Consider the following 13,926-nt stretch of genomic DNA (forward strand, 5'->3'; position numbering starts at 1 on the left):
AGCCCCGGACGACACCCCACCCCGTCCCCGCCCCCTCACGCAGCCACCTCCAGCCCGCCCGGCACCTCCGGCTCCGCCGCCACCTCCAGCCCCGCCGGCGTTTGAGGCGCGGGGGTCTGGGGGCCGGCCCCCAGGAGACGGTCCGCAGACGCACGGGCTGCGGCCTCGTCGGCGTTTGAGGCGCGGGAGACGGTGGGGGTCAGTAGGACTTGGGGAGGCCCAGGGTCTGGTGGGAGACGAAGTTGAGGATCATCTCCCGGCTCACCGGGGCGATGCGGGCGACACGGGCCGCCGTGATCAGCGACGCCAGCCCGTACTCGCGCGTGAGCCCGTTGCCCCCGAGGGTGTGCACCGCCTGGTCCACCGCGCGGACGCACGCCTCCCCCGCCGCGTACTTCGCCATGTTCGCCGCCTCGCCGGCTCCCATGTCGTCCCCCGCGTCGTACAGGTGCGCCGCCTTCTGCATCATCAGGCGGGCCAGTTCCAGCTCGATGTGGGCCGCCGCCAAGGGGTGGGCGACGGCCTGGTGGGCGCCGATCGGCTCCTTCCACACCTGGCGGGTCCTCGCGTACTCCACCGCCTTGGACAGGGCATGGCGGCCCATGCCGATGGCGAAGGCGGCCGTCATGACGCGCTCGGGGTTGAGCCCGGCGAAGAGCTGGAGCAGGCCCGCGTCCTCGTCGCCGACGAGGGCTTCGGCGGGCAGCCGGACCTCGTCGATGACCAGCGCGAACTGTTTCTCCGCCGCCTGGAGTTCCATGTCGATGACCGAGCGGGAGAAGCCCGGGGCGTCGCGGGGGACGATGAACAGGCAGGGCTTGAGGCGGCCCGTGCGGGCGTCCTCCGTGCGGCCGACGACGAGGGTGGCGTCGGCGATGTCCACGCCGGAGATGAAGACCTTGCGGCCGGTGAGGATCCAGTCGCCGCCGTCGCGCCGGGCGGTGGTGGTGATGCGGTGGGAGTTGGAGCCGGCGTCGGGTTCGGTGATTCCGAAGGCCATGGTGCGGCTGCCGTCGGCGAGGCCGGGGAGCCAGGCCCTCTTCTGGGCCTCGGTGCCGAAGCGGGCGATGACCGTGCCGCAGATGGCCGGTGAGACGACCATCATCAGCAGGGGGCAGCCCGCCGCGCCCAGTTCTTCCAGGACGATGGAGAGTTCGGCGATGCCGCCGCCCCCTCCCCCGTACTCCTCGGGGAGGTTGACGCCGAGGTAGCCGAGTTTGGCGGCGTCGGCCCACAGCTCGTCGGGGTGGCGGCCCTCGCGGGCGACGCGGGCGAGGTAGTCGCGGCCGTAGCGCTGCCCGAGGGCGGCGACGGCGGTGCGCAGGGCCTGGTGCTCTTCGGTCTCGATCACGGCTGTTCCTCCTGGACTACGGCGAGCAGGGCACCGAACTCGACCTGTCGGCCGGTGACGGCGTGGAGCGCGGTGAGCGTGCCGGAGGCGGGGGCGAGGATGCGGTGTTCCATCTTCATGGCCTCCAGCCACAGCAGGGGCTGCCCGGCGGTGACGGTGCTGCCGGGGGCGAGGCCCTCGGCGATGCGGACGACGGTGCCGGGCATGGGGGCGAGCAGCGATCCCGGTTCGGTGCGGTCCTGGGGGTCGGGGAACCGGGGAACGGGCACGAGGGTGTGGGAGCCGAGCGGGGAGTCCACGTAGACCTCGTGGGGGCCGTGGTGTTTCACGTGAAACACCCGCCGGACACCGTGGACTTCGAGGGTCACGGCCTCCGGGGTGGCGGCCAGGACGCGGACACCCGGTAGTTCCACGGGTGCGTAGCGGGCCTCGTGGACGGTGCCGGCCACCGTGTACCGGCGGCTCTGCGGCTGGGAGCGGAGGTTGCGCCAGCCGCCGAGGCGGGCGGCGAGGCCGGCGCCGGCGGCCGGGGCCGCTTCGGCGAGCGCTGCGGCGAGGCAGGCGAGCGTGGGGTCCGGGGTGTCCTGGACGAGGGCGGCGAGGTGGCGTTCGTAGAAGCCGGTGTCGAGCCGGCCGGCGGCGAACTCCGGGTGCCGCAGGGAGCGTACGAGGAGTTCGCGGTTGGTGGTGAGCCCGTGGATGCGGGCCCGGGTCAGGGAGTCGGCGAGGATCCGGACCGCCTCGGCGCGGGTGGGGGCGTGTGCGACGACCTTGGCCAGCAGGGGGTCGTAGTGGATGCCGACGGTGTCCCCGGCGGCGAAGCCGGAGTCGACGCGGACGCGGCCGGGCACGTCGAGGGTGTGCAGGACGCCGGTCTGGGGGCGCCAGTCCCGGGCGGGGTCCTCCGCGTAGAGGCGGGCCTCGACGGCGTGGCCGGCGGGCTCCGGAGGGGTGGCGGGCAGTGCGGCGCCCTCGGCGATCCGCAGCTGGAGGGCGACCAGGTCGAGGCCGTGGACGGCTTCGGTGACGGGGTGTTCCACCTGGAGGCGGGTGTTCATCTCCAGGAAGTACGGGCGGCCGTCGGCGCCGACGAGGAACTCGACGGTGCCCGCGCCCCGGTACGAGACGGCCCGGGCGGCGGCCACGGCGGCGGTGGCGAGCCGCTCGCGCAGCGCTGGGGGCAGGCCGGGGGCCGGGGCCTCCTCGATGACCTTCTGGTGGCGTCGCTGGAGGGAGCAGTCGCGGGTGCCGAGGGCCCAGACGGTGCCGTGGCTGTCGGCCAGGACCTGCACTTCGACGTGGCGGCCGCGCTCCACGTACGGCTCGGCGAAGACCTCGTCGTCGCCGAAGGCCGACAGCGCCTCGGCGCGGGCCGCCTCCAGCGCCTCCTTGAGGGCGTCCAGGCCGCGTACGACGCGCATCCCGCGGCCTCCGCCGCCCGCGGCCGCCTTGAGGAGGAGGGGCAGGTCGGCGGCGGTGGCGGCGGCCGGGTCGACGGGGTCGAGGAGGGGGACGCCGGCGGCGCGGACGAGGTCCTTGGCCCGGGTCTTGGAGGCCATGGCCTCGATGGCCTCGGGCGGCGGCCCGACCCAGGTCAGGCCGGCGGCCAGGACCTGGCGGGCGAAGTCGGCGTTCTCGGAGAGGAAACCGTATCCGGGGTGCACGGCGTCCGCGCCGGCCGCGCGGGCCGCCTCGACCAGCAGGTCCCCGCGCAGGTAGGTGTCTGCGGGGGCGGTTCCCGGCAGGCGGACGGCCGCGTCGGCGCTGCGGACGTGCAGGGCGTCGGCGTCGGCGTCGGAGTGGACGGCGACCGTGGCCAGGCCCAGGTCGCGGGCCGTACGGAAGATCCGGACGGCGATCTCGCCCCGGTTGGCGACGAGGAGGGAGGTGATGGGTGCGGTCATCTGGGGGCTCACATCCGGAAGACGCCGAAGCCGCCGCGGGCGCCCTCGACGGGGGCGTTGTGGACGGCCGACAGGCACAGGCCGAGGACGGTGCGGGTGTCGCGGGGGTCGATGACGCCGTCGTCGTACAGCCGCCCGGACAGGAAGAGCGGCAGGGACTCGGCCTCGATCTGCGCCTCGACGAAGGCCCGCATCCCGGCATCCTGTTCCTCGTCGTACGGGAGGCCCTTGGCGGCGGCGGACTGGCGGGAGACGATCGAGAGGACGCCCGCGAGCTGCTGCGGGCCCATGACGGCGGACTTGGCGCTGGGCCAGGCGAAGAGGAAGCGGGGTTCGTAGGCGCGTCCGCACATGCCGTAGTGACCGGCCCCGTAGCTCGCTCCGATGAGGACCGACAGGTGCGGGACGCGGGAGTTGGACACCGCGTTGATCATCATCGAGCCGTGTTTGACGATGCCGCCCTGCTCGTACTCCTTGCCCACCATGTAGCCGGTGGTGTTGTGGAGGAAGAGCAGCGGGATGTCGCGCTGGTTGGCGAGCTGGATGAACTGGGCGGCCTTCTGCGACTCGGCGCTGAACAGCACGCCCTGGGCGTTGGCGAGGATGCCGACCGGGTAGCCGTGCAGGGTGGCCCAGCCGGTGACGAGGCTGGTGCCGTAGAGGGGCTTGAACTCGTCGAAGTCGGAGGCGTCGACGATGCGGGCGATGACCTCGCGGGGGTCGAAGGGGGTCTTCAGGTCGGCCGGGACGATCCCGAGGAGCTCCTCCGGGTCGTACAGCGGCTCCTCGGCGCGGGGCGGCTCGGCGTACGGCTTGCGGTGGTTGAGCCGGGCCACGATGCGGCGGGCCTGGCGGACGGCGTCGTACTCGTCGAGGGCGTAGTGGTCGGCGAGGCCGGAGACGCGGGCGTGCATGTCGGCGCCGCCGAGGGACTCGTCGTCGCTCTCCTCGCCGGTGGCCATCTTGACCAGGGGCGGGCCGCCGAGGAAGACCTTGGAGCGGTCCTTGATCATGACGGTGTGGTCGGACATCCCGGGGACGTAGGCGCCGCCCGCGGTGGAGTTGCCGAAGACGACGGCGACGGTGGGGATGCCCTCCGCCGAGAGCCGGGTGAGGTCGCGGAAGATCGCACCGCCCGGGATGAAGATCTCCTTCTGGGAGGGCAGGTCGGCGCCCCCGGACTCCACGAGGCTGACCACGGGCAGCCGGTTCTGCCGGGCGATCTCGTTGGCCCGCAGCGCCTTCTTCAGGGTCCAGGGGTTGCTGGCGCCGCCGCGCACGGTGGGGTCGTTGGCGGTGATCAGGCACGTGACGCCCTCGACGGTGCCGATGCCGGTGACCATCGATGCGCCGACCGGGTAGTCGCTGCCCCAGGCGGCGAGCGGGGACAGCTCCAGGAACGGGGTGTCGGGGTCGAGGAGCAGTTCGACGCGCTCGCGGGGCAGCATCTTGCCGCGGTCCCGGTGCCGGGCGGTGTACTTCTCGCCGCCGCCGGCGAGGGCCTTGGCGTGCTCGGCGGCGAGTTCCGCGAGCCGCTCCAGGGCGGCGGTACGGGCCTTCGTGTGCTCGGCGGCGAGCGGGTCGACGGTGGTGCCGAGGCGGGTCATCGGGTCCCCTCAGGTACGGGCGGGGTCGGGCCGGCGGGAGGCCCGGGCGGGGTCGGGCCGGCGGGGAGGAGGTGCGTCGGGATGTCGAGGTGGCGGGCGCGCAGCCATTCACCGAGGGCCTTGGCCTGCGGGTCGAAGCGGTGGCCGGAGGCGACGCCGTCGCCGAGGAGGCCGGGGACGGTGAAGTTCAGGGCGCGCAGGTTCGGCAGCTCGTGGCGGGCGACGGCAAGGCCCCGGGTCTCCGGGAGCAGGCTCTGGAACGCCTCCACGCTCAGGGCGCGGCGCAGCCACTGCCAGGCGGCGTCGTCCTCCACCCACACCCCGACGTTGGCGTCGCCGCCCTTGTCCCCGCTGCGGGCCCCGGCCACCGACCCGAGCGGCGCGCGGGTGGTGGGCCCGTGCCCGCCCCGGGCCGCGCCGGCGGGCAGCGGGGCGGGCGGCGGGGCGGGGGCGGGCGGCGGCGGGGCCGGGGCGGCGGGCGGCGGCGGGGCCGCGGCCGGGACCGGCAGGCGGGTGCCGTCGTCCAGGACCGCCGTGTGCGGGACGGAGCCGGCCGGGACCAGGGCCGAGGTGAACACCCCGTACGGCTGCGCGGGGCCCGGCGGAGCCGTCACGTGGAAGCCCGGATAGCTGGCGAGGGCCAGCTCCACCGCCGCCGAGGTCAGCGCCCGTCCCACCCGGTCCGGGGAGGGGTCGCGCACCACCAGCCGCAGCAGGGCGCTCGCCGCCTCCTGCGTGTCGGCGTCCGCGTGGTCCGTGCGGGCGAGGGTCCAGCGGACGGAGCCCACCCCGCGCAGTGCTTCGGCGAGCTGTGCCCGTACCAGGGCGGCCTTGGCCTCGATGTCGAGCCCGGTCAGGACGAAGACCACCTCGTTGCGCCAGCCGCCGACGCGGCTGACGCCGACCTTGAGGGTGGGGGGCGGGGGTTCCCCCCGGACCCCGCTGATCCGGACCCGGTCCTCGCCGTCCGGGGTGAGGCGGACGGTGTCCAGGCGGGCGGTGACGTCGGGGCCCAGGTAGCGCACGCCCTGGGTCTCGTAGAGGAGTTGGGCGGTGACGGTGCCCGGGGTGACGGCCCCGCCGCTGCCCGGGTGCTTGGTGACGACCGCCGAACCGTCCTCGCAGACCTCCGCGAGCGGGAAGCCGGGCCGCCGTACGTCGTGGCCGGTGAAGAAGGAGTAGTTGCCGCCGGTGGCCTGCGTGCCGCACTCCAGGACGTGGCCCGCGACCACTGCCCCCGCCAGCCGGTCGTACTCGTGCGGGCCCCAGTCGAACCACCAGGCGGCCGGCCCGCTCACCAGGGCCGCGTCCGTGACCCGGCCGGTCACGACCACGTCCGCGCCGGCCCGCAGGCAGGCGGTGATCCCGGCGCCGCCCAGGTAGGCGTTGGCGGTGAGCGCGTCCTGCCCGTACGGCATCAGGTCGTCGCCCTCGACGTGCGCGACGGAGACGGGCACCCCCACCTCGGCCGCGAGCGTCCGTACGGCCGCGGCCAGCCCGGCCGGGTTCAGCCCGCCGGCGTTCGTCACGATCCGCACGCCCCGCTCGTGCGCGAGCCCGAGGCCCTCCTCGAGCTGCCTCAGGAAGGTTTTGGCGTAGCCGAGGCCGGGGTCCTTCAGGCGGTCGCGGCCGAGGATCAGCATGGTGAGCTCGGCGAGGTAGTCGCCGGTGAGCACGTCCAGCGGTCCGCCGGTCAGCATCTCGCGCACGGCGCCGAACCGGTCCCCGTAGAAGCCGGACGCGTTGCCGACGCGCAGGGCCCGGCGCGTCACGGGGCGCTCCCCCGCACGGTCCCCCCGGTGCCCGGCCGGGCCGTCTCGCCGGGGCCCCCCGGCGGCGCCGCCCTGTCCCGCGGCGCCCGGCCCGGGCCCGCCGGACCGGCGAAGGCTTGGGCGATGCCGAGCCAGCGCTCGGCGTCGGGGCCGGTGGCGGTGAGGCCGAGGTCGGCGCGGTGGGCGCGCTGCGTGACCAGCAGGCAGAAGTCCAGCGCGGGTCCGGTGATCCGCTGCGGGGCGCCGGCGGGCCCGTACGTCCACACCCCGCCCCCGTCCGGGGCCGTCAGCTCGACCCGGAACTCGCCCTCCGGCGCCGGCAGGCCCCGGACGGCGTACGCGTAGTCGCGCGCCCGCACCCCGATCCGCGCGACGTGCCGCAGCCGGGCCGTGGGGGTCCGCCGTACGCCGAGCGCGTCGGCGACGTCCTGGCCGTGCGCCCACGTCTCCATGAGCCGGGCGCTCGCCATGGAGGCGGCCTTCATCGGGGGCCCGTACCAGGGGAAACGGGCGTCGGGGGAGGCTGCCGCGAGCGCCGCTTCGAGGGCGGCCCGGCCCTCCCGCCAGCGGTCCAGCAACTCGGCGGGCGCCAGCCCCGCCCCCTCCTCGGCGCCCTCGTCGACGAACGAATCGGGGGACTCCAGCGCCTCCTCCACCCCGCGCGCGAACGCCCCGGCATCGGTGAGGGAGAGCAGCGCGGCCCGGTCGGTCCAGTGCAGGTGGGCGATCTGGTGGGCGATGCTCCACCGGGGAGCGGGCGTCGGCCGCGCCCAGGCGGGGCCGGGCAACCCGGCGACGAGCGCGTCGAGTTCGCGGCCCTCCTCCCGGAGGTCGGCGAGAAGACCGGTGAAAACGGCGGCGGCGGCCACGGCGGACGGATCGGGCACGGCGTGCTCCCCTCTCGGCGTGCGGGGAAGCCTGGCAGCCTCCACTAAAACAATCAAGCGTGCTTGCATGATTTGGCTGAAGTGGATGGCATTCACGCCATGGCCCTCAACACGCCTCGCGGAGCGACGACTTGGGCGTGCCGGTCATCCACCGAGGCCCGGCCGAGGACAGCGGCGGGCCGCGTCCGGAACGATCAGGGACGGTTCCGGCCGTACGCCGGGAAGGCGGCCTGACGGTGCCCGCCCGGGCCGATACTGGGGGCTTCCCGCCCGTGCGGCCGCCGCGCCGGGCTCCGCACCGCCTCCCTCCACGCGCCCCTCCACGCCACCGACGACGAGGACGGTCCGCCGTGAAGCACCCCGCTGCCCCAGCCGCCTTCCCCTCCCCGCCCCACGCCCCCTCCCTCTACCCCCAGCTCGACGCGACCGCCCTCACCGCCTTCGCCGCCGCCCTGGAGAGCGGCGACCTGAGCGCGCTGCCGCCCGCGCGCGCCGCCGAGGTCCAGGCGTCGCGGGCCGTGGCCGTCTTCAGCCGGGGCGAGGTGACCGGCGCCTGCGGGGACCTGCTCGACGCCGCGCTGTGGCGGCACACCGGGCCCCGGCCGCGGGCGGCCGTGGTCATGCCCTCGCCGTGGACCGCCCTGGGCTGGACCGCGTACGCCGTCCAGGCCACCGCGTTCGCGGCGCGCGGCTACGACGTACTCGCCTACACCGTCCGCGGGTTCGGCCGCTCCGACGGCCAGGCCGACTTCGCCGGCCCGCTGGACGTGGCCGACGGCCGGCGGGCCCTGGACCACCTCCTGGAACGCGCCGCCGGCCCGGTCACCGGAATCGGCTTCCTCGGCGTCTCCTACGGCGCCGGCGTCGGCCTGCTCGCCGCCGCGCACGACCCCCGGGTCGACGCGGTGGCGGCGCTCAGCACCTGGGGCGACCTCGGCGCCGTCCTGCACGAGAACTCCACCCGCCGCTCCGCCGCCGTGCACGCCCTGCTCAGGGCGGCGGAACGGGCCCGGCTGAGCCCGGAGACCGAACGGGCCCTGGAGGACGTCCTGGCCGGCCGGGACGCCGAGGAGACCCGGCTCTGGGCGCAGCGGCGCTCGCCCTTCGGCCACGTCAAGGTGTTCAACCGCCGGCGGCTGCCCGTCCTCTTCTCGCACGCCTGGCACGAGACGCTCTTCCCCGCCAACCAGACGCTGCGGCTGTTCGACGAACTCACCGGCCCCAAGCGCCTCGACCTGTCCATCGGGGACCACGCCGGCCCCGAGAGCCCGGGGCTGCTCGGGCTGCCGAGCCCGGTGTGGACGGACGCGCACCGCTGGTTCGACCACCACCTGCGCGACGCCGCCAACGGGGTGGACGGGGAGGCGCGGGTGCTCGCCGAGGTGATGTGGACCCGGACCCTCGAACCCGCCGACGGCCTGCAGGCTTCCGGTCTGCACGGTTCCGGTCTGCACGGTTCCGGTCTCCACGCTCCCGGTCTGCACGCTCCCGGTCTGCACGCTCCCGGTCACGAGGTCCGCCGGCTGTACCTCACGGGGCAGGGCGAACTGGCAGGCGAGCCCGACCACGGCTGGACGGCGGGCCTGCTGTGCGGGGTGGACACCCCGGTCACGGCCGCCGACGCGGTCGTGGGCTCCGGGTACGCGGAGATGGCCGGCCGGCCGAAGCCGTACCCGGCCGGGGAGATCGACGCCGCCGTCGCCTCGTCCGCGACCGCCGCCTGGACGGGGCCCGCCGCCGAAGCGACCCTCCGCGTACGGGGAATCCCGCGCCTGCGCGTCACGTACCGCGCCGCGAACTCCGGCTCCACCTTCGTCGCGTACCTCCTGGACCTCGCCCCGGACGGCTCGGCCCGGCTGATCTCCCACGCCCCGTTCAGCGACCTGCACTCCCCGCCCGACAGCCTGGTGGGCGCGGACATCGACCTCCAGGCCACCGCGTACGACGTCCCGCGCGGGCACCGCCTCCTGCTGGTGGCGACCGCCCGCGACCCCTTCTACGGGGACGCCAACCTGCCGCGCGCGACGCTGGCGTTCACCTCGCCGGAGCCGACGCCGTCGTACGTGGAGGTACCGGTGGGGTGAGGGGAGAGGTTTATACATACGTATTGAACAAGCGTATAAATCATGGGTAGGGTTCCTCACGTCCAGGCGTGAACGAACCCCGAAGGGACCCCCATGGCCGCCGACACCACCACCGACACCACCGCCGCCGCCGTCGCAGGCCGCGCCGCAGGCCGCGCCGAACTCCTCGTCGGCGGAAGGCGGTTGTCCTACCTGGACTTCGGCGGCCCCGGCCGTCCACTGATCGCCCTCCACGGCCACCTGTCCGAGGGCCTGACCTTCACCGCCCTCGCCCGGGACCTCGGCCCCGCGTGGCGGGTCATCGCCCCCGACCAGCGGGGCCAGGGCGAGTCCGACAGCGCCGCCGACTACACGCGCGAGGGCTACCTTTCGGACATCGGCTCGCTGCTGGACCACCTCGAGCTGGACCGGGTCGCCCTGCTCGGGCACTCCCTCGGCGCCATCAACGCCTACCAGTTCGCCGCGCGCCACCCCGAGCGCGTGAGTGCCCTCGTGAACGCCGAGGGCCCGGCTGCGCTCGGGCTGGACGGCCCGAACCCACTGGGCTTCCTGCTGGACCTGCCCTACGAGGCCCCGACCCGCGAGGCGCTGCTGGCGGGCCTCGGGCCGGCCGCGCCGTACTTCGCCGACCGGCTCCGGGAGAACGCCGACGGCAGCTGGCGCCTGCCGTTCCGTCCTGCGGAGATGTACGACTCCGAGCACCACGTCCACGGCGACCACTGGGCCGACTGGACGGCCGGCACCTGCCCGGCCCTGCTCGTCCGGGGCACCCGGGGGGTCATCCCGTCCGACCAGGCCCGGGCGATGACGGAGCGCCGCCCCGGCACCACCCTGACGGAACTCGACACCGACCACTTCGTCCACACCGCCGCCCCGACGCCTTCGCGGCGACGGTACGCCGGTTCCTGGAGGGGGCGGGAGGGGGCGGGGTTTAGGGGCGGGGCGGGGCGGGGGCTGCGGAGGTGGGCGGGGCGGGGGCTGCGGAGGTGGGCGGGGCTTCGGGGGCGGGGTCCAGCGGGGCGGTGTCACAGCTGGTTTGGGGGTTTCCCGTCAGTCCCATCGTCCTTCCGTGTCGGGCCGGTCCCTCAAGGGCGCTCCTTCGTCGCGTCGCTACGCGATGGCCTTCGGCCACCCTTGACCGACCGTCCCGCCCCGGAAAGACAAGGACTGCCGAGAACCCCCCAAAGAAACGGGACGGTCCATGGGCAGGGGACCCCCGTATCACTGATGAGGCGAGGGGTCGGGCGTCGGCCTGCCGGGCATCCGGGCCCCCAAAGACCCCCGGCCATCCACCCGGACGCGTCAGATCGCTACGCGCTCCCCATGGCTTAGCGTCCGCCCCCCGTCCTGGGCTGATACCTGCACGCGATGTCGATCAGGGCCCCTTTCGGGGGCGGTGGGCGCGTCAGATCGCTACGCGCTCCACACGGCATAGCGTCCGGCGACCGTCCGGGGCTAGTCCCCGCACCGAATGTCGATCAGAGCACCATCCGGGACCGGTGCGCGCATCAGATCGCTACGCGCTCCTCCCGGTATAGCGTCCGACGACCGTCCGGGGCTGGTCCCCGCACCACATGACGAACAGGACCCCGTTGGCGGGGGTGTGGGAGGCGGCGTCACGGCTGCCGCTGATCGAGGGTTCGGGCCACGCGGAGTGCTGGTGGGAGTCCGACGGGTTCCGGGTGCAGCTGTGGCGGACGTTCGCGGAGCTCTCGAGCAGGAGCGGCTGGCGCAGTGGGGACTCTGGGCGGGGGACGAGGCGGGTCTGCGGGCTGCCCACCGCTTCCTCGCGGAAAACGCTCTTCCGGCTAGGGTGAACGGCACATCGTGAACCGGAACAAGGAGCAGACGTGAGTGCCATCGCCCTGCAGCAGGAGATCGCGCGGGAACTCCAGGTCGCCGAGACCTTCGAGGCCGAGCGGGAGATCGAGCGCCGGGCGGCCTTCCTCGCCGAGCGGCTGACCTCCACCGGTCTGCGGTCCCTCGTACTCGGCATCAGCGGCGGCGTGGACTCGACCACGACGGGCCGACTCTGCCAGCTCGCCGTCGAGCGGGCCCGTGCGGCCGGGCACGAGGCACAGTTCTACGCGATGCGGCTGCCCTACGGTGTCCAGGCCGACGAGCACGACGCGCAGCTCGCGCTGTCGTTCATCCAGGCCGACCACGTACTGACCGTGGACATCAAGCCCGCCAGTGACGCGGCGCTCGACGCCTCGCTGGCCGCCGGTGTGAGCTTCCGCGACGCCCACCACCAGGACTTCGTGCACGGCAACATCAAGGCCCGCCAGCGGATGATCGCCCAGTACGCGGTCGCCGGTGCGCACGCCGGTCTCGTAGTCGGCACCGATCACGCCGCCGAGGCCATCTCGGGCTTCTTCACCAAGTTCGGCGACGGCGCGGCGGACGTGGTCCCGCTGACCGGTCTGACCAAGCGCCGGGTGCGCGCCGTCGCGGACGCACTGGGCGCGCCCGCCGAACTGGTGTGGAAGACCCCGACGGCCGACCTGGAGACCCTCGACCCGGGCAAGGCCGACGAGGACGCCTTGGGCGTCACGTACGACGACATCGACGACTTCCTCGAGGGCAAGCCGGTGAACGAGCGCACCTTCGAGACGATCGTCCACCGCTACCGCCTCACCGAGCACAAGCGCCAGCTCCCCATCGCCCCCTGACCCTCCCGGATGGTGCTCTGATCGACATTTCGTGCAGGTAGCAGCCCCGGACGGTCGCCGGACGCCAAGCCAGGAGGAGCGCGTAGCGATCTGATGCGCCCACCGGTCCCGGATGGTGCTCTGATCGTCATGTGGTGCAGGTATCAGCCCCCGACGGTGGCCGGACGCTATGCCGGGAGAAGCGCGTAGCGATCTGACGCGCTCACCGCTCCCGGACGGGGCTCTGATCGTCATTTCGTGCGGGTATCGGCCCCGGACGGTGGCCGGACGCTATGCCATGGGGAGCGCGTAGCGATCTGACGCGTGAGGGTGGCCCCGCCGGGGGTCTTTGGGGGCCCGGATGCCCGGCAGGCCGACGCCCGACCCCTCGTCTCATCGCTGATACGGGGGTCCCTTCCCCTTCGACCGTCCCGTTTCTTTGGGGGGTTCTCGGCAGTCCTTGTCTTTCCGGGGCGGGACGGTCGGTCAAGGGTGGCCGAAGGCCATCGCGCAGCGACGCGACGAAGGAGCGCCCTTGAGGGACCGGCCCGACACGGAAGGACGATGGGACTGACGGGAAACCCCCAAACCAGCTGTGAGGCGGCCCAGCAGGCTCCCGCCCTCACCCCGCTTCGCGGGGTGCCGGCCCCCTCTGCGACCTGACCGCGCCCATGCTCGCCGTGATCACCAGGGCGATCGCCAGCGCGTCGAGCGCCGACATGCCCTGGCTCAGGAGCAGGAAGCCCGCGGTCGCCGCGATGGCCGGCTCCAGGCTCATCAGGATCGCGAAGGTGGGGGCCGGGAGGCGGCGCAGGGCGAGGAGCTCCAGCGTGTACGGGAGGACCGACGACAGCACCGCCACGCCGAGGCCCAGGGCCATTGTGCTCGGGGTGAGGAGGGCGGAGCCCGCGTCCACCACACCCAGCGGCAGCGAGATGACAGCGGCCACCGCCATCGCCAGGGCGAGGCCGTCCGCCTGCGGGAAACGGCGGCCGGTACGGGCGCTGAAGACGATGTACGCCGCCCACATGGCGCCCGCGCCCACCGCGAAGCCCGCGCCGAGCAGGTCGAGGCCGCCGATGCCGCCTCCGCCGTGCCCGGCCAGCAGGGCGACGCCGGCCAGGGCCAGGGCGGCCCACAGCAGGTTCACCAGGCGGCGCGAGACGATCACGGACAGGGCCAGCGGGCCGAGCACCTCCAGCGTGACGGCGGGGCCGAGCGGGATGCGGTCGATGGACTGGTAGAAGAGGCCGTTCATGCCGGCCATGGCGGCGCCGAAGGCGACGACGGTGCCCCAGTCGGCACGCGTGTAGCCGCGCACACTGGGCCGGCACAGGACCAGCAGCACCAGCGCGGCGGCCGCGAGGCGCAGCGTGACCACGCCCGCCGCACCCACCCGGGGCATGACCATCACCGCGAGGGCGGCCCCGAACTGCACCGACACCCCGGCCGCGACCACCAAGGCGATCGGCCCGACCCGCGAGTCCCGGGCGACACCGTCCCCTCGGCGGGAACCCGCACCCGAAACGGAACCGGAACCGGAGACGGGCCCGGAAGCGGAACCGGAAACCGGACCGGAGACGGAGGTGGCGGGGGTCGTCGGGGACGAAGAGGAGGGCGCGGGCATGAATCCAGACTAAGGGGTTCGTAAGGACCATCCCGCCGTGCTT

Annotated in this window: 10 protein-coding genes; 3 read left to right on the forward strand and 7 right to left on the reverse strand. The window is 74.3% G+C overall.

The genetic code is table 11. From position 1 onward, the window contains the following. Positions 1-199 precede the first annotated feature (199 nt). The 5 genes from ACZ514_RS18650 to ACZ514_RS18670 all read right to left on the reverse strand — a co-directional run bounded on the left by ACZ514_RS18650 (position 200) and on the right by ACZ514_RS18670 (position 7,521). Entirely contained in the window at positions 200-1,351 is a 1,152-nt protein-coding gene (locus tag ACZ514_RS18650) for an acyl-CoA dehydrogenase family protein (protein ID WP_469125173.1), read from the reverse strand. Beyond that, positions 1,348-3,255, reverse strand: a complete 1,908-nt coding sequence (locus tag ACZ514_RS18655; RefSeq protein WP_469125174.1) for an acetyl/propionyl/methylcrotonyl-CoA carboxylase subunit alpha — start codon at positions 3,253-3,255, stop codon at positions 1,348-1,350. Before ACZ514_RS18655 ends, ACZ514_RS18650 begins: the two co-directional genes overlap by 4 nt. Before the next feature lie 8 nt (positions 3,256-3,263). Further along, positions 3,264-4,862 carry an acyl-CoA carboxylase subunit beta gene (locus ACZ514_RS18660; RefSeq protein ID WP_468175179.1) on the reverse strand — a complete coding sequence of 533 codons (1,599 nt, stop codon included), beginning with the start codon at positions 4,860-4,862 and terminating at the stop codon, positions 3,264-3,266. After that, positions 4,859-6,562, reverse strand: a complete 1,704-nt coding sequence (locus tag ACZ514_RS18665) for an acyclic terpene utilization AtuA family protein (protein WP_469125222.1) — start codon at positions 6,560-6,562, stop codon at positions 4,859-4,861. Before ACZ514_RS18665 ends, ACZ514_RS18660 begins: the two co-directional genes overlap by 4 nt. A 68-nt stretch (positions 6,563-6,630) precedes the next feature. Further along, positions 6,631-7,521: a TIGR03084 family metal-binding protein gene (locus tag ACZ514_RS18670; protein ID WP_469125175.1), complete on the reverse strand. Its 891-nt coding sequence runs from the start codon at positions 7,519-7,521 to the stop codon at positions 6,631-6,633. A 350-nt stretch (positions 7,522-7,871) separates the two neighbouring features. On the opposite strand from ACZ514_RS18670, the gene ACZ514_RS18675 reads away from it, so the two are divergent. Beyond that, the gene (locus tag ACZ514_RS18675) at positions 7,872-9,605 is read left to right on the forward strand and encodes an alpha/beta fold hydrolase (RefSeq protein WP_469125176.1); all 1,734 of its coding nucleotides are present in this window, start codon (positions 7,872-7,874) and stop codon (positions 9,603-9,605) included. A 93-nt stretch (positions 9,606-9,698) separates the two neighbouring features. After that, a complete protein-coding gene (locus tag ACZ514_RS18680; RefSeq protein ID WP_469125177.1) occupies positions 9,699-10,937 on the forward strand; it encodes an alpha/beta fold hydrolase in 1,239 nt (412 codons plus the stop codon). A gap of 184 nt (positions 10,938-11,121) precedes the next feature. Here the strand turns inward: ACZ514_RS18680 and ACZ514_RS18685 are convergent, their stop codons facing one another. After that, entirely contained in the window at positions 11,122-11,385 is a 264-nt protein-coding gene (locus ACZ514_RS18685) for a hypothetical protein (RefSeq protein ID WP_469125178.1), read from the reverse strand. Between the two features lie 70 nt (positions 11,386-11,455). Between ACZ514_RS18685 and nadE the strand changes: the two genes are divergently transcribed. After that, the gene (gene nadE / locus ACZ514_RS18690) at positions 11,456-12,277 is read left to right on the forward strand and encodes an ammonia-dependent NAD(+) synthetase (RefSeq protein WP_468175167.1); all 822 of its coding nucleotides are present in this window, start codon (positions 11,456-11,458) and stop codon (positions 12,275-12,277) included. 601 nt (positions 12,278-12,878) lie between these two features. On the opposite strand, the gene ACZ514_RS18695 is transcribed toward nadE, so the two are convergent. Then, on the reverse strand, positions 12,879-13,883 hold the full coding sequence (locus ACZ514_RS18695) for an EamA family transporter (RefSeq protein WP_469125179.1): 1,005 nt from the start codon (positions 13,881-13,883) through the stop codon (positions 12,879-12,881). Positions 13,884-13,926 lie beyond the last annotated feature (43 nt).

The sequence above is a fragment of the Streptomyces sp. NPDC034086 genome, from assembly GCF_055575515.1.

Bases quoted from the DNA above. Each gene is read 5' to 3' on its own strand.
- ACZ514_RS18695 (WP_469125179.1), bottom strand. From the start codon at position 13,883: ATGCCCGCGCCCTCCTCTTCGTCCCCGACGACCCCCGCCACCTCCGTC.
- ACZ514_RS18655 (WP_469125174.1), bottom strand. From the start codon at position 3,255: ATGACCGCACCCATCACCTCCCTCCTCGTCGCCAACCGGGGCGAGATC.
- ACZ514_RS18660 (WP_468175179.1), bottom strand. From the start codon at position 4,862: ATGACCCGCCTCGGCACCACCGTCGACCCGCTCGCCGCCGAGCACACG.
- ACZ514_RS18680 (WP_469125177.1), top strand. From the start codon at position 9,699: ATGGCCGCCGACACCACCACCGACACCACCGCCGCCGCCGTCGCAGGC.
- ACZ514_RS18665 (WP_469125222.1), bottom strand. From the start codon at position 6,562: ATGCTGACCGGCGGACCGCTGGACGTGCTCACCGGCGACTACCTCGCC.